20 protein-coding genes are annotated in these 19,278 nt (G+C 40.2%); 6 read left to right on the plus strand and 14 right to left on the minus strand.

The genetic code is table 11. From position 1 onward, the window contains the following. The first annotated feature begins 4 nt into the window (after nt 1-4). Nucleotides 5-1,288 (plus strand): restriction endonuclease subunit S, encoded by a 1,284-nt coding sequence (locus HMPREF9448_RS06175; RefSeq protein ID WP_004316519.1) that lies wholly within the window; start codon nt 5-7, stop codon nt 1,286-1,288. Here HMPREF9448_RS06175 and HMPREF9448_RS14405 read toward each other — a convergent pair. Both HMPREF9448_RS14405 and xerA read right to left on the minus strand, forming a co-directional pair. Beyond that, nucleotides 1,212-1,820: a restriction endonuclease subunit S gene (locus HMPREF9448_RS14405; protein ID WP_032811500.1), complete on the minus strand. Its 609-nt coding sequence runs from the start codon at nt 1,818-1,820 to the stop codon at nt 1,212-1,214. The genes HMPREF9448_RS06175 and HMPREF9448_RS14405 overlap by 77 nt on opposite strands. 50 nt (nt 1,821-1,870) lie before the next feature. Beyond that, nucleotides 1,871-2,863, minus strand: coding sequence for a site-specific tyrosine recombinase/integron integrase (xerA, locus tag HMPREF9448_RS06185; RefSeq protein WP_004316517.1), 993 nt, complete (start codon nt 2,861-2,863; stop codon nt 1,871-1,873). Between the two features lie 62 nt (nt 2,864-2,925). Here xerA and HMPREF9448_RS06190 point away from each other — a divergent pair, with 62 nt between their 5' ends. Together HMPREF9448_RS06190 and HMPREF9448_RS06195 are read left to right on the plus strand one after the other, a co-directional pair. After that, the gene (locus HMPREF9448_RS06190) at nt 2,926-3,624 is read left to right on the plus strand and encodes a restriction endonuclease subunit S (protein WP_004316516.1); all 699 of its coding nucleotides are present in this window, start codon (nt 2,926-2,928) and stop codon (nt 3,622-3,624) included. Between the two features lie 2 nt (nt 3,625-3,626). Continuing rightward, nucleotides 3,627-4,481 carry a DUF2971 domain-containing protein gene (locus HMPREF9448_RS06195; RefSeq protein WP_004316514.1) on the plus strand — a complete coding sequence of 285 codons (855 nt, stop codon included), beginning with the start codon at nt 3,627-3,629 and terminating at the stop codon, nt 4,479-4,481. On the opposite strand, the gene HMPREF9448_RS06200 is transcribed toward HMPREF9448_RS06195, so the two are convergent. The 6 genes from HMPREF9448_RS06200 to HMPREF9448_RS06225 all read right to left on the minus strand — a co-directional run bounded on the left by HMPREF9448_RS06200 (nt 4,470) and on the right by HMPREF9448_RS06225 (nt 9,193). After that, nucleotides 4,470-4,868 carry a hypothetical protein gene (locus tag HMPREF9448_RS06200; RefSeq protein WP_004316513.1) on the minus strand — a complete coding sequence of 133 codons (399 nt, stop codon included), beginning with the start codon at nt 4,866-4,868 and terminating at the stop codon, nt 4,470-4,472. The genes HMPREF9448_RS06195 and HMPREF9448_RS06200 overlap by 12 nt on opposite strands. A gap of 35 nt (nt 4,869-4,903) precedes the next feature. Next, nucleotides 4,904-5,845 carry a relaxase/mobilization nuclease domain-containing protein gene (locus HMPREF9448_RS06205; protein WP_008018658.1) on the minus strand — a complete coding sequence of 314 codons (942 nt, stop codon included), beginning with the start codon at nt 5,843-5,845 and terminating at the stop codon, nt 4,904-4,906. Beyond that, on the minus strand, nt 5,835-6,143 hold the full coding sequence (locus HMPREF9448_RS06210; protein ID WP_004316509.1) for a MobC family plasmid mobilization relaxosome protein: 309 nt from the start codon (nt 6,141-6,143) through the stop codon (nt 5,835-5,837). Before HMPREF9448_RS06210 ends, HMPREF9448_RS06205 begins: the two co-directional genes overlap by 11 nt. Before the next feature lie 138 nt (nt 6,144-6,281). Beyond that, nucleotides 6,282-7,361: a DUF6371 domain-containing protein gene (locus HMPREF9448_RS06215; RefSeq protein ID WP_008861742.1), complete on the minus strand. Its 1,080-nt coding sequence runs from the start codon at nt 7,359-7,361 to the stop codon at nt 6,282-6,284. Nucleotides 7,362-7,439: 78 nt separating this feature from the next. Beyond that, nucleotides 7,440-8,816, minus strand: a complete 1,377-nt coding sequence (locus tag HMPREF9448_RS06220) for a DUF3987 domain-containing protein (protein ID WP_004316505.1) — start codon at nt 8,814-8,816, stop codon at nt 7,440-7,442. An 11-nt stretch (nt 8,817-8,827) separates the two neighbouring features. Beyond that, on the minus strand, nt 8,828-9,193 hold the full coding sequence (locus HMPREF9448_RS06225; RefSeq protein ID WP_004316503.1) for a helix-turn-helix domain-containing protein: 366 nt from the start codon (nt 9,191-9,193) through the stop codon (nt 8,828-8,830). Between the two features lie 160 nt (nt 9,194-9,353). Here HMPREF9448_RS06225 and HMPREF9448_RS06230 point away from each other — a divergent pair, with 160 nt between their 5' ends. Together HMPREF9448_RS06230 and HMPREF9448_RS06235 are read left to right on the plus strand one after the other, a co-directional pair. Beyond that, entirely contained in the window at nt 9,354-10,538 is a 1,185-nt protein-coding gene (locus HMPREF9448_RS06230) for a hypothetical protein (protein WP_008018663.1), read from the plus strand. A gap of 9 nt (nt 10,539-10,547) precedes the next feature. Beyond that, the gene (locus tag HMPREF9448_RS06235; RefSeq protein WP_004316500.1) at nt 10,548-11,588 is read left to right on the plus strand and encodes a hypothetical protein; all 1,041 of its coding nucleotides are present in this window, start codon (nt 10,548-10,550) and stop codon (nt 11,586-11,588) included. 177 nt (nt 11,589-11,765) lie between these two features. Here HMPREF9448_RS06235 and HMPREF9448_RS06240 read toward each other — a convergent pair whose 3' ends face one another. From HMPREF9448_RS06240 to HMPREF9448_RS06265, 6 genes are all read right to left on the minus strand, one after another. Further along, on the minus strand, nt 11,766-12,653 hold the full coding sequence (locus HMPREF9448_RS06240) for a hypothetical protein (RefSeq protein WP_004316498.1): 888 nt from the start codon (nt 12,651-12,653) through the stop codon (nt 11,766-11,768). A 262-nt stretch (nt 12,654-12,915) separates the two neighbouring features. Beyond that, entirely contained in the window at nt 12,916-13,281 is a 366-nt protein-coding gene (locus HMPREF9448_RS06245; RefSeq protein WP_004316497.1) for a hypothetical protein, read from the minus strand. 9 nt (nt 13,282-13,290) lie between these two features. Continuing rightward, nucleotides 13,291-14,397 carry a site-specific integrase gene (locus HMPREF9448_RS06250; RefSeq protein WP_004316495.1) on the minus strand — a complete coding sequence of 369 codons (1,107 nt, stop codon included), beginning with the start codon at nt 14,395-14,397 and terminating at the stop codon, nt 13,291-13,293. 84 nt (nt 14,398-14,481) lie between these two features. Beyond that, nucleotides 14,482-15,384 carry a helix-turn-helix domain-containing protein gene (locus HMPREF9448_RS06255; protein WP_004316493.1) on the minus strand — a complete coding sequence of 301 codons (903 nt, stop codon included), beginning with the start codon at nt 15,382-15,384 and terminating at the stop codon, nt 14,482-14,484. A gap of 247 nt (nt 15,385-15,631) precedes the next feature. After that, the gene (gene mnmE, locus HMPREF9448_RS06260) at nt 15,632-17,038 is read right to left on the minus strand and encodes a tRNA uridine-5-carboxymethylaminomethyl(34) synthesis GTPase MnmE (RefSeq protein ID WP_040296088.1); all 1,407 of its coding nucleotides are present in this window, start codon (nt 17,036-17,038) and stop codon (nt 15,632-15,634) included. 8 nt (nt 17,039-17,046) lie between these two features. Next, entirely contained in the window at nt 17,047-17,898 is an 852-nt protein-coding gene (locus HMPREF9448_RS06265) for a DNA/RNA non-specific endonuclease (RefSeq protein WP_008861744.1), read from the minus strand. A gap of 120 nt (nt 17,899-18,018) precedes the next feature. Here HMPREF9448_RS06265 and pepT point away from each other — a divergent pair, with 120 nt between their 5' ends. Next, nucleotides 18,019-19,239: a peptidase T gene (pepT, locus tag HMPREF9448_RS06270; RefSeq protein WP_008861745.1), complete on the plus strand. Its 1,221-nt coding sequence runs from the start codon at nt 18,019-18,021 to the stop codon at nt 19,237-19,239. Nucleotides 19,240-19,278 lie beyond the last annotated feature (39 nt).

The following is a 19,278-nucleotide window of genomic DNA, read 5'->3' on the forward strand; positions in this document are numbered from 1 at the left end:
AGCAATGGAACTGAAAAAATATAATGCAAATCACACTCAAGTTCTGAAAATAAATCAAATTGTGCGTACAATTTCAGAAACTCACAAATTTGATAAAGACAAACTCATTGCCATAAATACATCTGATGTAGAAAATGGTGTAATGGGTAACGGTACGCTAACTTTTGTAGATGAGCTAAAAGGTCAATTTAAGAAGACCATAGTAAAGGACGATATTTTGTTCAGTGAAATACGTCCTGCTAACAGAAGATTTGCTAAAGTTACAACAAAAAATACTAAAGACTATGTTGTATCTACCAAATTGATGGTATTGCGAAAATATAATGAAGATGTTGATTTAGAGTATTTTTATTATTGTTTGACCAATCAGCCTTTTCTTGATATACTCCAACGAAGAGCCGAAAATCGGATAGGTTCATTTCCACAAATTACATTTGATTTACTTTCGGAATACGCTTTCCCAATACCGCCAATCAGCGAACAGAAAAGAATATCAAGTGTAATATCCACGTTAGACAAAAAAATAGCTCTTAATCGTCAGATAAATCAGAATTTAGAAGCAATGGCAAAACAACTTTATGATTACTGGTTTGTGCAATTTGACTTTCCGAATGAAAACGGGAGACCGTATAAAAGTTTCGGTGGCAAAATGGTTTGGAATGAAAAGCAGAGAAAATATATACCAGAATATTGGGAAGTAAAATCTCTTAGTAATTGGCTTGAAATCAAGTCGGGATTTCCATTCAAATCGGAAACATATAAACCTATTGGGCGATACAAGATTATAACCATTAAGAATGTTCAAGATGGGGAGCTTGTAACATCTGGCTGTGATTATGTTAATGATATTCCAAGCCGCGCAAAAGATTATATATCTCTTCAAATTGGAGATAGACTGATTTCGCTAACTGGAAATTGTGGAAGGTTATGTGTTGTATGCGAGGAAAATCTATTATTAAATCAACGTGTAGGATTATTGTGTTGTGATGCAATATATTTGGAATACTTTTATAATTTCCTTAATAGTGGTACGATGCGAACAGTGATTGATAATTTAGCAAATGGTGCAGCACAAGCAAATCTCAGTCCTGTTGAGCTATGTAAAACAGACTGTTTTATTCCGCCCATAGACATACTACTGTCATATAATAGAAAAGTAAATGCTATTCGTAAGGCTATTGTGCAAAATAATCAAGAAATATCTCAGTTAGCTAAGCAGCGAGATGAACTCCTGCCTCTTCTGATGAACGGTCAAGTATCGGTAAATTCTGATTTATCTGACGATTGAGTTCAATCTTTTTGTCTAAAGCAGAAAATATTTCGCCAATTTGTTTCTGTTCATGCAATGGGATTATTGGAACAGGAAAAGAATTGAGTGCTTCTACGGATAACGCATAACGTTGTCCGCTTCCAGAAGCATTGCAAGCGAAATATTTTTTTGCGTAGTCGGTATGTAGAAGTGCGTTCAGATAGCATCCATCTAAAATATCTTTGTTTGGAGATATTAGAGCGCAATGATAACCCAATATAACATTCTCAAAATCATCTGCTATATAAGTGGAAATACCAATATCATCGCGGGTTTCACTGTCCTTTGTCAATGCAACTTGCCCTTTCTTCAGTTGGAATTTGGAAATTTCATTGGGACGAGCAGTGGCAAGCATAAAACTATCATGCTGAGCTATGGTGATAGCCCAGTTATAATAAACATCAACAAAATTACAGAGACGGATTTCTTTTTCTCCGTCTGTTATTTTTTTATCAACGCCACTGATTTCAACAGTAGCAATGTCTCCCAATTTATATTTTTTCATTTGCATCCAATTTGAATGCAAAGTTACATAATTTTAGGCAGATTCTTGTGGTTCAGTTATCCCAAATATTTCTTATGCGCCAACTTTACATTATTTTGATTCACAATGGCATAGTGCAGTGTTGTGTCAATGCGTACATGACCAAGTAGTCGCTGCACCTGTTCGATGGGCATACCTTTGTCGATAGCCATTGTTGCAAGGGTACGACGAAACTTGTGCGGATGAACTTTGGGCATAGAAAGGGATTGACCTAATTTTCGGATTCTAATTTCCACACCGCTGATAGTCAGTCGTGTGTGAGGAGAATGGAGTGAGACGAATAAAGCTGGATTGTCGTCAGTACGCTCATTGAGGTATTGTTGCAAGTGCAGCTTGGTTCGAGCATTGAAGTAAACGATACGTTCTTTATTCCCTTTTCCAAATACCACACACTGCCGTTCGTGGAAGTCTATATCTTCACGGTTTAGTTTTACCAATTCCCCAACACGGATACCTGTGGATGCAAGAATGTCTATAATAGCAAGGTCTCGTTTGTTCGTGCAACTATCTCTCAGCTGTTCCAACTGTTCGTCAGAAAGCACCTCTTTTACAAGTGAATCTGTCTTAACTTTGTGAATGCGTCTTACCGGGCTTTTGGCGATATAATCTTCATCTTCCAACCATGCGAAGAAACTGGAAAAGATGCGCCTCATATTGTCAATGGTTACTTTGCTCGATTGGTGTTCTTCTTGATAATCGGATAGATAAGTACGAATATCTGTTGTCGTAATGTGACAAATTGCCAATGAAAGCGTGACTAACAACCGTTCAATGGTATTACGGTAGTAAGTTAATGTCTTATCCGAACATCCCTCTATCTTTTTGGCTGATATAAAAGAGTTAAGAAGATGTTCATTCTCCTGCGTTTGCTGTGTGGCGCAATCGCTCTTTTCAATGATTTCTACATTATGTAGTTCTGATGTAAGCACAGCTTTAAGCCGTGCCATTTGTCGGCAATCTAAGTCACGCTGCATTTCCGCAACTATCGCCTGAATGATGTTCTCTTTCATAATTCTGATAATTTTGTTCTTATATATAATATAAGAGGCTGCTAAATCAGAATTTAGAGGCGATGGCAAAGCAGCTCTACGATTACTGGTTCGTGCAGTTTGACTTTCCTAATGAAGAGGGTAAACCGTATAAGTCGAGCGGTGGCGAAATGGTGTGGAATGAGAAGCTAAAACGCAACATTCCTGTTGGCTGGCATTGTGGGAACCTCTTTGAAATTGCTGTTTTTACAAATGGTTTGGCTTGTCAGAAATTCAGACCAAAGGATGATGAAGTGCCATTACCTGTCATCAAGATACGAGAAATGCACGATGGTATTTCTGTTGACACTGAAGAGGTAACGTCAAATATACCAGAATCAGTAAAGGTGTATAATGGTGACGTGCTATTTTCATGGTCGGCATCACTGGAAGTTATGCTCTGGGCTTATGGGCTTGGAGGACTTAATCAGCACATCTTTAAGGTTACATCTGCAAATGATTTCCCGAAATCATTCTACTATTTTCAACTTTTGGATTATGTCGATGTATTCAAGAAAATGGCAGAAGCAAGGAAAACAACGATGGGACATATTACGCAAGACCATTTACAACAAAGCACAATCGCCATACCCGATAATAAAGATATTGCAGATAAATTTGAGGAACTTATATCACCAATCTTTAAGCAGATAGTGAAGTTGCAAGAGGAAATATCAAATTTTATCAAGCAGCGTGACGAACTTTTACCACTTTTAATGAATGGACAAATAACAATAGAATAAAAATGCCTCGCATACTCTACAAATATTTAGATATAGTTGGCGCAAAGTGCATGATTGGTAACCAGAATCTCCAATTCACTAATGCGTCTCAACTGAACGATCCTTTCGATTGTCATCCAAAACTAATTGACTACTCAAATGTACCTAATACTAAACTTCAAGGATGGATACCTAAGGAATGGTGGATAGAGAAAGAAGAAAACGATGCACTCAATTTGCGTAATGATACATGGCTATGTAGTTTATCAAAAATCAATGATTCATTACTCATGTGGAGCCATTATTGTTATAACCATAAAGGTATTTGTATTGGACTTGACATAGACAAAGTGTTGGAATCTGTTCCACCAATGTTTGGTACAATATATCTTGAACCGCTTGTTCTTGATGTTCAATATCAGGATATAATAGAGCGTCCTAACGCATATCATACCACAAAAGATTTATTCAGTTATCAATGGCAGACAAAAGCAAAGGAATGGGAATATGAGCAGGAGGTTAGATTAGTCATACCAAAACCAAGTCCAATATATGCAGCATTTACTCCTCAACAGGCAAAGCTGACAAAGGAAATATGGGATTGGCGTGAGATACGCCACTATATGCCACTGAAAGGCGAATGCTTTGAGTCTATCTATTTTGGTGTCAACATAGATGAGCAAGAGAAAGAAAAAATAATTCAGTTTGTTCGTAAGAAACTGAACCCACACATCAATCTTTACCAAATGCGTGTATATGCCGATGCCTTTAGGATACAACCAGAATTTATCAAGCCTCTAAATTCTGATTTATCGGTATATAAGAAAAGGAGAGGAAAAGTCCCCTCCTCAATTCAAAACGATGTGTCAGACATTTAAGTCTTTAATCGGCAATCCATAATTGTTTTGATCAAAGATTCCTCGATAGATGAGCTTTAAACCGAGTGTTTGATAATACCTGTAGTTATCACCTTCGGTACAAAGGTATTTGTAACCGTAGCGTGGCATGTACTCCTTGAAGAAGCGAGCCAAATCTTTCAGGCTTTCTTCTTGGTTCTTCTTGAAGTTACTGCGCACAATGATGATAGACCAGTCGGGGAAATTGCCTCTTCCATAACTATACTCCCAGAAGCGGATGTAACAGTCTAGATCACGTTCACTGATGTTCACACAAAAGCCATTGGCATTTTGCATCACGCTACAACTGTTTCTGTAGCCGAACTTCTCACACAAGTAGAGATTGAAATCAAGAATTAAATCTTCCATAAATAATTGAATTTAAAATGTTAATAAAAAGTGGATTATAAATGAAAGCCTCGCTTGCGCTTAGCCTTTTTCTTTTTCATCAGCCGATTGAACTCGGCTTCTTCTGCGGCAGTGGCATCGTAGGATGAGTTGCCATTTAGCAAGCCGAGACTGATGCTTGAGCCATCATCGGAATGGGAAACGCTTTGTTGTACATTATCTTCCTTATGTCTGGATTCCTGTTTGGGTGATTCAAACAAGGATGCACAAGCATTCTCTTCCAGTCGGTTGTCGATATTCAAGTAGCTGAACTCTCGGCTAATCTTAGAACCGGAGAAAGAAAAACCGTTGTACTCAAATTTTACACCCTGTATTTCCCGTGTAGTTCGGCTGACCTTGAATTTCATATCAATGTCTCGGTCGGCAAGTGCATCCTTTAAGTCTGCCCAATTTTGTACTTGGGACAGTTCCTCTTTCAACGCTTTGTATATCTCATACTTTGCTCGGTCATAAGGGCGCAATCGTTCCTCCTTGATATGGTCTTTACCATTGGCAAAATGCAAGCGATATTTGGCGGTCAACATTTTGCAAACTTTCTCATTCTTGCGAAAGTCATTCTTGTCGCTAATCGTTTTGCCGCCATTGTCCACTCGATTAAAGACGATGTGGCAATGCGGATGTTCACGGTCGATGTGCCGGGCAATGATGTACTGCGTGTTTTCGATGCCCATCAACTTCATATAGTCATGGGCAATTTGCAACATCAGTTCATCATCATGTTTCAAGCGTTCGTTATCTTCCGGTGAGAAGTTGAGCGAAGTATGTCCGACAATATTCTTTACCTTATCATTGAGCAGCGATTGTAACTCAAATTGCTCCGCCATCTGTTCGGGTGTACCTTCTACTCCAACTGCTTCCAGCAATTTGGATTTCTCCTCTTTGAGAACATAGCTAACACAACCACCGAACGATGTTCCTTTAGTCTGTTTACCTATCATCTTTCAAACGTTTTATAAGTAGGTTAATGTGCTGAGCCATTTCCTTGCATCTGTCCGCTACGGCGAAGAAACCGTAGGTGTTTGCCTGTCTTGCCAACTGGTTAAGATTGGTACTTTCGCCAATCAGTTGACGGATGATGTGGATATGCTCTTGCGTGATTCGTTCACGTACCGAACCGTTTTCGATGAGCGAACGGATCACTTCGCTTTGAGTCTGCTTGCTCCGTCTGCAAAGCGCACCAAGCCATGCGTATTGCTGATATGACAGACGGAGTGTTACTGTATATTTCTTTTCCATTTGAATCTGTTTTTAGTGAATAATATGTGACCATCGGGAGCCGCCTCCTCAGACTTTTTGAGGAGCAAGTGGTCGGGGAATGTAATACACCGACATTAACTTGCTACAGTAAAAAAGTCTCGATTCCTCTCCCTGAATTCAAAGTCTGAATCCTCGTTTCTTGGGTGGTGAAACCTTCGGTTGTGGAGTGCCTTGTTGTACGCTGATGAGCTTCAAATCGAATGTATCTATCAGTGTTTTCAAGACAGGATTCTTCCTTATCATTTGTTGGAGGATGGCTTCATCAGGCTTCACTTTAAGCAGATAATCGGCTATGTCATATCCCTCTTTGCGTTCGTCTTCGGTAGCGTTGACTTCCAAATAATCGAACATTTGTACTTCAATTCCGCAGTTTTTCATCAGGCTGATTTTGCTCTGCCAATAGTTGGTTGCACCTAAATCAGGGAATAATACAACGCTTCTTCCTGCCAGAACGGATAGGCTGTTGACATTGAAGCAACCGTTCTTTCCACCTGATGCTATCCATAGGAATTGCGGCAGATAGTAAGATGCAATAATTGCCGTTTTCTCGCTTTCGACCAGTGCAACAGGGCGGCTTTTGTCTTCTGGAAGCAGATGCTCACCGAAGAAACATTGCTTCAAATTATAGTCTTCTTTATGCAGTACGGAGTGTACCCATGTGACATGATTGTACGGCTCTTTTATCCGTTTGCCAGTTGTCGGATTGTAAAGCATTATTTTACCTGTGCGTACTCTGTTCTGATAATCTATTTGCCAAAATACGGTTGCACCGTCCCAATGCTTGGAAGTACCGACTTTGTATTTCGCCATCAGTTTCAATGTCTCTGCTTCTCCGAATTGAGCCGATAAGAATTGAAACAGTTTGTTGTCTGGATAGCGTTGCAACGACTGATTGACTATGTCCAAATCAATGTAGGAAGTGGCTTTCGGCTCGACTTCTTTTATAGGCGTATAGCTCCGAAAATTATCTTCGGACAACTTTTTCTTTTCAGACGGATTCCGTTCAAAGTAATCACGGGGCGTGAAGTGATAACCGCATTTCTGTTCGTGGTCGCAACGCCCAACGTAATCTGGGAACTGGATTCGCTTTTCCGTATCAATGTACTTGGAAAAACATCTTTTACGGTGGCAGTTCGGGCAGGTATGCCGAGTGCTGACACCTTTGTAGGGTTCTAATATGAATCTATGTGTACTCATTGTATGTTTCTTTTTTAGTGTGTCACTTTTGTCGTTATTGTCGTTTTCGCTTGGAAAGTGTCAATACCGACAAAAATGTCACGGGTTAATCTTTGAATATTCTCCATGTTTCTCTTTGCGAAACAATGTCCCGATGTTGTCATTGAGAAAGCGTTGAAACGTGCGCTCCTTCATTCCGTTTTGCTCGGCTATCTGTATAGCTTGGGCGGTTGTAAAGGATGGAGGAAGCAGATTGACTATTGTCTGTTGTTGGCTGTTGAGCGTATTTTCATTGAGGACATTTTGAACGTTCAATGCAGACTCTTTGAAATACTCCGTCAGTCTGATTGCTCGTTCCACTGTCAACAGGTCGATACAGGTCTTATCACATTCTCCGCAAGTCCATCGTGCTAATTGGATAATCAGACAGAAACGGATGATGTATATCTCCAACTTGCAATAGATACTCACAATGGTGTCGTTTATTTCTCGATCACATAATTCTGAAAAATGGTGTTGCCATTCGTAAAGCTGTTTCTTTGCATCCTCCGTGAAGAGAAGAATATGCGGTTCTATCTCTCCATGTTCATTGAGGTGGCACTCCGATTGTATCAGCTTGTCAATAATGGCATTCCATTCTTGCTCTATATCTTTCGGTAGTTCTTTGTCATTCCACCGTGCTTTCTGTTGCAGATTGGGCATCACAAACAGGATGCGGTCGATAAACCCATTGCTGGAGCGTTCACCTTTTGCCAATTCGTTCAAGATTTTCTTTTGGATAGTACCAATGACCGATATGTGCGGACGCTTGATGAAGATGGAACTCTTGGCATTCTTGCGGTCGGACATGGTGGTCTTGGCACTGAACACGGAGAGCCAAAACTGTTCCTCCGAACCGTTGTTATAGCGGTTGAAGTTCTTGAACCAAGCGGATAATTCATCTGCCCACAAGCATAGTCCACGTTTGTTTTGAGCATGAATGAGGCTCAACCCTTCGGGCGTTACATCCGAAACCAAGAAGCGTTTGCGGATAGGCTCTTGTGGAAATTGCTCTCCACCGCTTTCCGCACGTTCCTTGCGGCTCATGCTCATCAACTCGTCGTACTTGGCAAGAGCCTTTTCAAATTCCTGATTCTGTCGGTAGTCATAATCAAGAAACGGCTTCATCGCAAAACTGAGAGGATGACTTTTGTTCGCTCCCGGTCTTCCAATCAATGCCATATACAGGATGGGGCTTTCCATCCAGCCTTGCTTGATTTGGGCAAGGTGCGTGTTGCCTATGCCAACTGCTATTGCCGTAAGGATGGCTGCGGCGATGTAGTCAGTAGGGTAGTTATGGCATTCGTGTACCTCACGGATGATGCGTTGGATTTTTGCAGGGAATATACTGATGGGGAATGCCGTACCAGACAATCTTGTGCTTAAATCAATCGCTTCATCAATGATGGATGCCGGATTAATAGAATATGTATACATAGCCCAACCTATTAAAATTGCACTGATGATTTGGGCTTATGACGCACACCACTCTGCATATTGGCAAGCATCTCCTCGTATGTCTGCTCGGCAGTCTTTCTCCGTCCGTTCTCAATCCAAGCAAGAAGCTCGTCCTCATAGAAATAGAGTTTCTTGCCTTTCTTGTAGGCTGGAAGCAGCCCTTTGCGTACCAATGTATATATGGTAGGCTTGGCTTTTCGGATGATACGGCAAGCATCTTCTATTTCTACCAACACATGTTTGTCAGATGGCTGTGGCTGGAGTTTCGCTACCATCTTTTTCAATTCGATGACCTGTTCAGTCAGATAACCTACCGCTTCGGGCAGCTTATCAAATGTTACTGTTTCTTTTTGCATACGCCAATCGTTTTTAATTGTTCGACGGCAAAGGAAACAGGTGTTTCAATGGTGGAATCATTCACCAAAATATAACTGATGAATAACTTTTTGATGGTGGTTAATGCTATTCTTGGGAATTAATCGTACCTTTGCAATAAATCATTTCAATTCTCTGATTATGAAAGTAGCATCAAAAGTAAAGGATGGTAGGATAAATGCCGTCAATGTATTGCTTGATATGAATATAAAGGAATATCTTGAAGTAGCTGGACACATTATTAAGAACAATGAGTTTCAAAGAAAGCGTGTAAAGAATTCTTCTACCGTTTATGCTCTGCTGAAAAAGGATTTGCGAAGTAACTGTACAATGCCTCCTATTGTTCTGGCTATTAAGGCGGAAAAAATGAACCATTTACTGAATCCATTTGATATTGAAGAAGATCAGATAAAATCCTTGTTTAAGCCTGAGAATCTGATTATACTTGACGGACTGCAAAGAACCTATACTATATTGGATTTAGTGGAAGAACTGACGAAGGAGAACAATAGTGAGGTTTTGGAGAATGTCATGAATAATAGTATACGTGTCGAAGTATATTTGGGTATAAACAAAATTGGTATTCTTTATAGAATGCTGACTTTGAATACTGGGCAAACACCAATGTCAATCAGGCATCAGATAGAGATGCTATATTCCGATTATGCAGAGAATAATATCGAGGATGTACGCCTGTTTAAAGAAACTGACTCAAAAAGTGTGAGGAATATTGGTGAATATCAATTTAGAGATGTAATTGAAGGCTTTAATTCATATCTGGATAGGGATGAACTTGGTATCAGCCGGAATGAGGTTCTTGAGAATATTCAGAATCTTGAAAAACTTGCTTTGGAGAATGGAAGTTCCGATTTGTTTAAGGATTATATTTTAACTTATAATAAATTGATAAAAAAAGTCGATTCATTTAACATTGGATGGGAAATAAACAAATCAGAAATTGAAATTAACGGACTTTTTGGAAAGAATATTCTACAGATATTTACCAAGTCGCAGGTTTTATCCGGTTTCGGTGCTGCAATTGGCAAATTGAAGGATTCCAAGGTTATTGAAGGGTTTGAAACGATTAAAAATGATATTGATAATATTGTAGTATCAAAAAAAGAAGATAGTAATCTTGATTTTGCTATGGTTAACTTACTTGGTAAATTGGATGATATTAAGAACAGAGCAAAGAAAATCGGAGTAGAGCAAAGGATGTTTTTCACTTATTTCTTTCGCGAACTGTTCAATCCTAATAGTGATTCGTATTTGGATATGAATTCAGCTATTGAAAGTGGGTTCAATAAGTATATCAGTCTGATTTGATTTCAGAATATGTTAGTAGACTATAATAGTGAAAGTCGTATTTTCTTTGTAGTAACAGATTCTTATGAGACGGTGAATGTCCCCTATCTGTTATTGGATAGAGACAAGAAAGGGGATGTGTTTAATGAGAATCCAGATAGTTATGGTTATAAGATATTCTATAAAAGAAATTATAAAGAGAATGATATTTTTCAAGTAATTGAGAGTGATTTGGATAAGAGGATAGGATGGATTTTCCCTATTTCATCGATTGTTTCTATTTCGCATGATTATGCAGATAATCCGCATTATTGTAGATATGCTCTTGTAGCTCATATGTTGTTATTACGAAATGAAATTGCTGAACAGGATATTGTTAGTAGAGATTTTAGCAGTATAATCGAGAGTGAATACTCAGATGATGCGATTATCCTTATCTATAAAAAAGATTTAGTGCAAGAGGTAACTGGCTTTAAACTTGATAATTATTTTGCAAGTTTATGTGAGTATGGATATTATATTGAGCATGGCTATACAAATACAAATATCAAGGAACCTGCATCAAGAGAAAAAATTCATCTACAGAGTATTTCAGAAGATATTATATCAGACAAATATATGAATCGCTTTTTCCGAATGCTTTGTAGAGAAGAACATTCGATTGTCAAATTTCATATATTATATCAAATTATAGAGCTATTAATAGAAGATATTCTGATTTATTCATTGGAAGATACAATCAGATTGTTCAAAGATAAGAAAATCTATACCCGGAGCTTGCGAGAAAGAATTAGTAAAGTAGAGTCTGAAAAAGACAGAATTTTGATTCTGATAGAAAAATGCGAATTACATAGTGAGGATTATAACAGCTTGCATGAGAAATGCGTTGCTTTTCTTGTGAAAAAAGGTCGTGAAAATGTGAATTTCCCTGAATCGCTTTATTCTGTCAGAAATTTTATTGTACATGATTATAGATTTATTGTCGAAGAGACAGAACTTGCGGAAATAAACGATATCAATGCTCTTTTTGAAATGTTTGTCTTGGATTTGATTATCAAGTATAAGCATTAGTCAGTCTCATAAAACGTGTTCTTGTAGATGATATAATTTAGATGTTCGGTTCTTTTGTTTGTAATAATAAATCTTCTATCAGTTTTTTTTATATTGTTTTGAAAGTGTTAAAAACTATATTTGAAACACTCATGAAGTGTTAAACTATTTAGCATTGTTCTCAAATAGGTGTTGTAGCTATGCGATTTTTCTATCCAGTTTAATCTTACATACAGATTCGGTGTGCGACATTTTACGTTCAATGGTAGATATTTCCGAATCACGGAGGGTGTGAGCAAATACCCTCTTTATAAATGTGGCAGTCTGTAAACGTGGTTTGCCGAATGCCTTACCGATATTCCATCCGAAGTGCATGATGTCAATGGTCTTTAACTGAGAATCAACCTTTATTGGCTCAATTTTGGACAGAGAATTTGAGAGGTAATACCTTGTCACATATCCACATAAGCGATTAAGTGCCGTTTCATCAAGATAGGAAACCAAAGTTTGTTTTGTGTATGCGATAACCTTATTGAGTTTTTCTTGTGAGGTACGTTCTTTCTCAGCTATAGCGTTTGCACGAAGAATCTCATATTCTGATGGCTGGTTGGATTCTTCGATAGATGTATTGTTGTTGGTAGAAGGCGTGGTTTCCTCCTTTGGAAGTTCTGCCACATTTTCGCTGAGTTCGGACCATGATGGAGTAGAAACTTCTTCTGTTATGTCAGATGTAGTTTCGATTTCAATTTCGGGTTCAGGCTCAGAAATGATAGGTTCTGAATTTATAGAACTTCCGGCAAGTTCCGAGTTTACTGTTGGAACTTCTACGACTACAGCCTTGTTGCGATAGCACTCAAATCTCATAAAGCATCTTTCTATTGTTGGGGAAAGGAGCTGTCTAAATGCCATTTGCAGATTGAGATAGATTGCTCCAATGACAATAGAGCATACTACAAGAATAAGGTAGCTGCTGAACTCGTCCCAGCCATAGTGCAGTACGGTCTGGCGAGCTAAAACACCAATGATTGCGATTGTACCAAAAACAATCAGATGCAATGTTATATGTTCTATCTTTTTCTGCTCCATAGTGGTATGTATTAATCGTTTGTGTGCAAATATATAGGATTAATTTTTGAGAAAATCCATTGTTTTGCCTGTTGATGGGCTTTTGACGATATATTTCATCACTTTTCACCACGTTACATGGCTGATAATAAGTGTATTGTAAATTTCTTGCTTTTGGATGAAAATAGTTGGGTAAATAGGCTTGTGTATCTCAAAAACAAAAATTATCTGCATCATTTTGGGTAAACAATGCAGATAATCAATAAGGCATAGAAATAGCTTATTAGCAACACAATGTACGGCTTGTCTCATTGTTGAGATATAACAGGATGTTGTAATCTTGATTACGAACGACTTTGTTTATTAGCCATTCTCTGAATGCAGCCGAATGCCCGGTGTCTATCTGATAGGATAGAGCTATAACCATATCGAGATTATACACATCGGCATTGTTCCCATTCTTCAATTTGATGTACTTGCAAACTTCATGACTCTTCAAAACATTAGCTTTCAGGATTCTCTTGATTGCTGCATGGATAGTTCCTGCCGTTGTATAAAACAAGTCTGCAAGTTCCCAAGTGGTCATCCATATTTCACCATCGGAAATATGGATGCCTTGTCCGTTGTTGGTTATGATTCCTCGTTTCATAATTGCAATTTATTTGAGTGATATTTTATTGGCTGTCTCTCGCTTTTTGGAATTGACCAAATCGGCATATATTTGAGTGGTGGACACGTTCTTGTGCGTTAGCATCTTTGATACCGTGTAAATATCTGTACCTAAGGAGATTTGTATGACGGCATAGCTATGCCGAAAACAATGAAAGGTTATCGACTTTGTTATTCCGGCTTTTTTGAGCCAGTTTTTAAGTGGATAGTTAATCATACTTCGTTTCAAATCCTTGAAAACCTTGCCTGTTCCGGGTGTACCGCATAGTTCGTAGGCTTCGTAACTGATGGGGAGTGTCGCTTCCGTCTGGGTTTTCTGTGTTCTGATACGCAAGCAATAACCTTGGTCGGGAGCAATGGTAAAGTCCTCCCATTGCAGATTGAGAATGTCGCTGATGCGTAAGCCTGTCAGACAAGCGAATAGAGAAGCGGCTTTTAGAACTGGGATGTCGCAAGGAGTGGCTGCGAGTTGCTTCACTTCGTCCAATGTCAGATACTCTTTCTTTACGTCTTGTGGCTCAATCTTATCAAGGTAGTCATTGATGTTTTCACGAAACCATTTGTCCCGATAGGCAATCTTCAACAATCCTCTGAAAGTAGAGTAGTAGCCGGATGCCGAATTGAGGGATATGGAGCGATTGCTGTGTTTGAGTTGCTTGACATTCAATAGATATTCACGGAACTTCTTGCATAAATCCACATTTACATCGCCAAAGGTACATTGCCCCTTGACGAAGTTGTAGAAATGCTGATAGACGAATTGCCATTTCTGGTCTTTGTTCCGGCACATCTTCTTGAAGTAGGCAAGGAAATCGGCTTTCTGCTTGGTTTTATCCAAGAAACCGAACTCTTCGTTGATGAGTGATTGTACTCTGATACAGCGGATAGCCTCTGCTTTGTTCAACATATCGTTGTTGAACTCCCGTTCCATCTCGTTTTTCGGGTGGGCATAGATGTAGATGCCGAGGTATTCTCTGCGGCTCATCTGCATCGTTTCGGGGTTACGGACTGCCGGATAATAATCCAGATACAAGGAGATGCGATTATTCCGAATCGCTCTCTGACGAACTGTTACTTTTGTACATGTGTGTGACATACTGTTTAATATTTAGAGTTTTACATTTGTTTGGTGCAAAGGAATAAGGTGATTCAATGGTGGTAACATTCACCGAAAAATAACTTATTCAATCTTTGGAGCTGCGAGTAGTTTATCCAATTCTGGTTTGGAGATAAGCGTGTATTTACCTTTCTTGACCTTTGGGATATTATGGTACTTCGCATAGTGATAGAGCTGGTCACGAGTAAGGTTGAACTTCTCCATCGCTTCGGCTACCGTATAATATTGCGGTTCTTCGGGGGTTGCCACACCTTTAGCTATATCCACATGCTTCTTGGAATAGTAAACCATGATTCCCTCTTTCTTCTTCGGAATGGCATTCTTGGAAACGAAACAGTAGATGGCGGATAAGGTCATGCCGAACTTCTCCTGCATTTCCTGTGTGGTGTACCATTCGGCAATGTCTGGATTCGGGGCTTTCTTGGCAAAGTAAGCGTCCATATGTTTCTTGCTCCAGTAGGTCTTGCCACGATTGAAAGTCCGAGGGATGTTATTCTTCTTGGCTACTACAAATATCCATGACTCGTTTACATGATATTTCTCTTTGACTTCTGCGGTGGTGTAGAAGTCGGTGATAGGGGCTTTCTCTTTTGTTGGTGTCTTCTCGTTTTCTTGCGAAAGATAGTCTGTCATATCTTCTATATCAGCTCTGCGAACAAGCGTTTTCCTTTCAAATCGGATTACTTTGATTGTTCCATTGCGGATATAGCGATATATAGAAGTACGCCCAATGTTTAATAACTCTGCTACTTCTGACGGAGTAAGATACTCCTTGTTTAGATTGGGAGGTGTCTTTATGCTTTTCCCTAATTCGTGTTGCAGACTTTCAAGGCGCTGTTTCCTAACCCTGTCTTTATAGGCAAGGTTTGCGCATCGGTGTGAACAATACTCCGTGGTGGTCTTATGGGCTGTGAAAACAGCATTGCACCACTTACATCTTTTCTGAATGTCGATTTTACTACTCATTATTTATCCGTTTATTTCGCCAAATTTGTTTCATCGCGTACCACCACGTACCATGACGTGCCAGTGTGTCCACGACCTTTCCGACCTAAAATCGGAGAGTAACAAGCGAGCAACAAATGCGGTACAAAAATGAGCTGAAAAAGCCCTATAAACGATAACTATCGCTTATAAGGCTAAAAAGAAAGGCGCTCAAAATGAACGCCTTGATAATCGTTGATGATATATGCTAATCGTTAGTAATCACTACCTATTTGCCGATACAAAACTTGGAAAATATGGTCCCAAGTATTTCGTCAGTAGAGATTTGACCGGTGATTTCTCCGAGGTAGTGCATGCATTCTCTAATGTCTTGGGCGAGGAAGTCTCCGGAGAGGCCGGATTGTAGACCGTTGAGGGTACGTAGGATTGCGTCGTGGGCATTTAGCAGGGCTTCGTAATGACGTGCGTTGGTGACGATAATGTCATTTTCGCCAGTTTGTGTTGACTGTATGGTATCTGTAAGCTGTTTTTCGAGTACGTCGATATTTTGGTCATGTGAAGCTGAAAGAAAGATGAACGAAGTGTTGGGCTTTTCACGAGTGAGGCGTTTGTATAGGTCTGTGAGCTGTTGTTGGGTTGCGGATCCGATCTTATCTATTTTGTTAAAGGCAACGATGAGGCGTTTATCTGTGCAGTGGGGGAGGACTCTTCCAGCGATTTTTTCAATGTCTTGTGTCGATCCAGTGGCATCAATAAGCCAGATGACGATGTGGGCTTGATCTAGTTTTTGGAAGGTGCGTTCGATCCCCATATTCTCGATGGCATCGTGCGTTTCCCGTATACCGGCAGTGTCGATAAAGCGGAAAGTAATTCCTTGTAATACGACGGTATCTTCGATGACATCGCGGGTTGTACCGTGTATGTCCGAGACGATGGCTTTATCTTCTTTGACAAGGCGGTTGAGCAGTGTCGATTTCCCGGCGTTGGTTTCTCCTATAATGGCAGTAGGTACACCGTTTTTGATGGCATTGCCGAGTGTGAACGAATCGGAAAGGCGCTTAATGACTCGTTCTATTTCACTGGCGAGGTCGGTTAGTTTCTCCCGATCGGCAAATTCTACTTCTTCTTCGCTGAAATCAAGTTCGAGTTCAACGAGCGAGGCGAATGTGAGTAGTTTTTCCCGTAGTTGGATAAGTTCTCGGCTGAATCCTCCACGCATTTGTTGCATAGCTAAACGATGCGAGGCCGCCGAGGTGGAAGCGATAAGGTCGGCCACGGCTTCGGCTTGTGAGAGGTCAAGTTTCCCATTGGTAAAAGCCCTACGGGTAAATTCTCCCGGTTGGGCCAGGCGGCAGCCTGCTCGCAATAGAAGGCTGATGATTTGTTGTTGAATGTAAATCGACCCGTGGCAGGATATCTCGACTGTATCTTCTCCTGTAAATGAATGGGGGGCGATGAAAAGCGTAACGACTACATCGTCAATGGGAGTTTCGTTCTCATCGGCGATTGTTCCGTAGTGTGCTGTATTGGGCTTTGCTTCGGATAGTTTTTTCTTGTTTGCGGTGTGAAATATACGATCGGTTATAATGATAGCGTTTGTTCCGCTTATGCGAATTACGGCAATACCTCCCATACCGGGAGCGGTAGAGATGGCGCAAATCGTATCTTCGGGTATTGGCTTGTTTAGTTTAAGTTCCATATTTCAAGGGATAGGTCGCTTTCTATTTTATGTTCAATACTGTCGGGTAAGTTGTGGAAAAAATCTATTCCGGTCACTCGTTCCACACTGTCGATGGTGATTGCCAACTCTTTTAGAGACGGTTGTTCCGCTTCATTGTCGAATATAAATGCGATTCCTCTGGGCGTGCCGGTATACGGAACAGCGACTACTTTGAAAAAGCGGGCAGGGACGACTATCTCGTGTCGTCCGATTGTCTTTCTCGGAGTAGAAACGATGGGTCCGCAAGTAATGAGTAGTGCACTGTCTCGTTGTACCCATTCACGTATTTGTTCTTCCAGCTCTTTCCAGCGACCTCGGTTTAATTCGGGAATTTGCGGACAGATGTTTGAGAGCAGGAACGATTCTTCCATTGCTGTTTCGTTCCATTTCATATCGGCAGCCGGAGCCATATGTCCCCGGTCGTATCCGCTATACGTGTAATCACGGGTGTCTATCATTGTGCCCACTACATCGTAGTCGGGGGTAAATCGGTTGTTGCGTGTAGCACTACCTTGCAGTTCGTCTTGTAGTAATTCGTAACTTACCCAGTTGGGTTGTTTCCAATGGGAGTTATACGAGACCGTGTAGCCCGTACGGTATAATATTTGTTCCGGTGTACCTTCGGGAGTATGGGCCATTTCAGCATCTTTTACATGACAAAGAGAGTTTGTAAACGATTGTTGAGGATTTTGGGGTTGTTGAGCTTGCTTTATTAGCCACCATATACTGTATGTAACGAGTAATAGCAGAAATAAAGCCCCCCAATTATTTATTTTTTTACTGTTCGATTTTTTCTTTTTTCTCTTTTTAGCCATATCCTCCACTTTTGAATGTGGTCGTGCAAATGTAAGAAAAAATTTTTTTACCTTTGTTCGTCGGTTGGATAATCCATCGACTTAGGTTTAGATCAAGAAAAACCAATAAAAATATATACGATGAATTTAGTAGATCGTTTCCTTCATTATGTGAGCTTCGATACTCAATCGGACGAGCTTACAAACTTGACTCCTAGTACCCCGGGACAGATGCTGTTTGCCCAAAAACTGGCCGAGGAGTTGGAGCGTATAGGCCTTACCGAGGTGACACTCGATGATAACGGGTATCTTATGGCCTCATTGCCTTCAAATATCGATAAAGATGTCCCGGTGGTAGGATTTATAGCCCATTTGGATACTAGTCCCGATATGTCGGGACGGCATGTGAGTCCGCGGATTGTTAAAAATTACGATGGTAAGGATATTGTATTGTGTGCAGAGGAAGATATCGTATTGAAACCTTCGGAGTTTCCCGAACTACATCATTATATAGGTCAAGACCTTATTGTTACGAATGGGAAGACTTTGTTGGGGGCAGACGATAAAGCAGGTATTGCCGAAATTGTAACAGCGATGGAGTATCTTTTGAAACACCCGGAGATTAAACATGGCAAGATACGCATTGCATTCAATCCTGACGAGGAGATAGGCAAAGGAGCGCACAAGTTTAATGTTAAAGCCTTTGGAGCAGATTGGGCCTATACGATGGATGGTGGTGAAATAGGCGAATTGGAGTATGAAAACTTTAATGCGGCTGTGGCTCGAGTGACTTTCAAAGGCCGTAACGTTCACCCGGGATATGCCAAACATAAAATGATAAATTCGATTCGCATAGCCAATCAATATGCTATTATGTTGCCGCGTTGGGAAACTCCCGAACATACCGAAGGTTATGAAGGTTTTTATCATTTGATTTCGTTCGAGGGTAGTGTGGAGAAGACGGTATTGACTTATATTATTCGTGACCATGATCGAGATCGTTTCGAACGCCGTAAGAAGGAACTCGAACATTTAACTCGTAAAATAAATAACGAGTTTCCGGGTTGTGCCAGTATCGAAATAAACGACCAATACTATAATATGCGTGAGAAGGTCGAACCTGTGATGCATATCGTTGATTTGGTATCCGAGGCTATGAGGGCCGTAGATGTTGTTCCGATGGTGAAGCCTGTACGTGGCGGAACCGATGGAGCGCAATTGTCGTTCAAAGGATTGCCTTGTCCCAATATTTTCGCCGGTGGGTTGAACTTTCACGGGCGTTATGAATTCGTGCCCATACAGTCTATGGAAAAAGCTACCGAGGTGATTGTGCAAATTGCCAGAATGGTAGCCGAGAAGTAATAATCTTTGTCGGGTTTGGACAGATATGGAAATTATTTT

It is taken from the genome of Barnesiella intestinihominis YIT 11860 (genome assembly GCF_000296465.1).
GTDB lineage: Bacteria > Bacteroidota > Bacteroidia > Bacteroidales > Barnesiellaceae > Barnesiella > Barnesiella intestinihominis.

Coding starts and splice junctions, on each gene's coding strand:
- HMPREF9448_RS06220 (WP_004316505.1), bottom strand. CDS start 8,816: ATGTATACATATTCTATTAATCCGGCATCCATCATTGATGAAGCGATT.
- HMPREF9448_RS06175 (WP_004316519.1), top strand. CDS start 5: ATGGAACTGAAAAAATATAATGCAAATCACACTCAAGTTCTGAAAATA.
- HMPREF9448_RS06255 (WP_004316493.1), bottom strand. CDS start 15,384: ATGAGTAGTAAAATCGACATTCAGAAAAGATGTAAGTGGTGCAATGCT.
- HMPREF9448_RS06215 (WP_008861742.1), bottom strand. CDS start 7,361: ATGAGTACACATAGATTCATATTAGAACCCTACAAAGGTGTCAGCACT.
- HMPREF9448_RS06245 (WP_004316497.1), bottom strand. CDS start 13,281: ATGAAACGAGGAATCATAACCAACAACGGACAAGGCATCCATATTTCC.
- HMPREF9448_RS06205 (WP_008018658.1), bottom strand. CDS start 5,845: ATGATAGGTAAACAGACTAAAGGAACATCGTTCGGTGGTTGTGTTAGC.
- HMPREF9448_RS06235 (WP_004316500.1), top strand. CDS start 10,548: ATGTTAGTAGACTATAATAGTGAAAGTCGTATTTTCTTTGTAGTAACA.
- HMPREF9448_RS06210 (WP_004316509.1), bottom strand. CDS start 6,143: ATGGAAAAGAAATATACAGTAACACTCCGTCTGTCATATCAGCAATAC.
- HMPREF9448_RS06250 (WP_004316495.1), bottom strand. CDS start 14,397: ATGTCACACACATGTACAAAAGTAACAGTTCGTCAGAGAGCGATTCGG.
- HMPREF9448_RS06225 (WP_004316503.1), bottom strand. CDS start 9,193: ATGCAAAAAGAAACAGTAACATTTGATAAGCTGCCCGAAGCGGTAGGT.
- HMPREF9448_RS06190 (WP_004316516.1), top strand. CDS start 2,926: ATGGCAAAGCAGCTCTACGATTACTGGTTCGTGCAGTTTGACTTTCCT.
- xerA (WP_004316517.1), bottom strand. CDS start 2,863: ATGAAAGAGAACATCATTCAGGCGATAGTTGCGGAAATGCAGCGTGAC.
- HMPREF9448_RS06265 (WP_008861744.1), bottom strand. CDS start 17,898: ATGGCTAAAAAGAGAAAAAAGAAAAAATCGAACAGTAAAAAAATAAAT.
- HMPREF9448_RS06200 (WP_004316513.1), bottom strand. CDS start 4,868: ATGGAAGATTTAATTCTTGATTTCAATCTCTACTTGTGTGAGAAGTTC.
- pepT (WP_008861745.1), top strand. CDS start 18,019: ATGAATTTAGTAGATCGTTTCCTTCATTATGTGAGCTTCGATACTCAA.
- HMPREF9448_RS06230 (WP_008018663.1), top strand. CDS start 9,354: ATGAAAGTAGCATCAAAAGTAAAGGATGGTAGGATAAATGCCGTCAAT.
- HMPREF9448_RS14405 (WP_032811500.1), bottom strand. CDS start 1,820: ATGCAAATGAAAAAATATAAATTGGGAGACATTGCTACTGTTGAAATC.
- HMPREF9448_RS06240 (WP_004316498.1), bottom strand. CDS start 12,653: ATGGAGCAGAAAAAGATAGAACATATAACATTGCATCTGATTGTTTTT.
- HMPREF9448_RS06195 (WP_004316514.1), top strand. CDS start 3,627: ATGCCTCGCATACTCTACAAATATTTAGATATAGTTGGCGCAAAGTGC.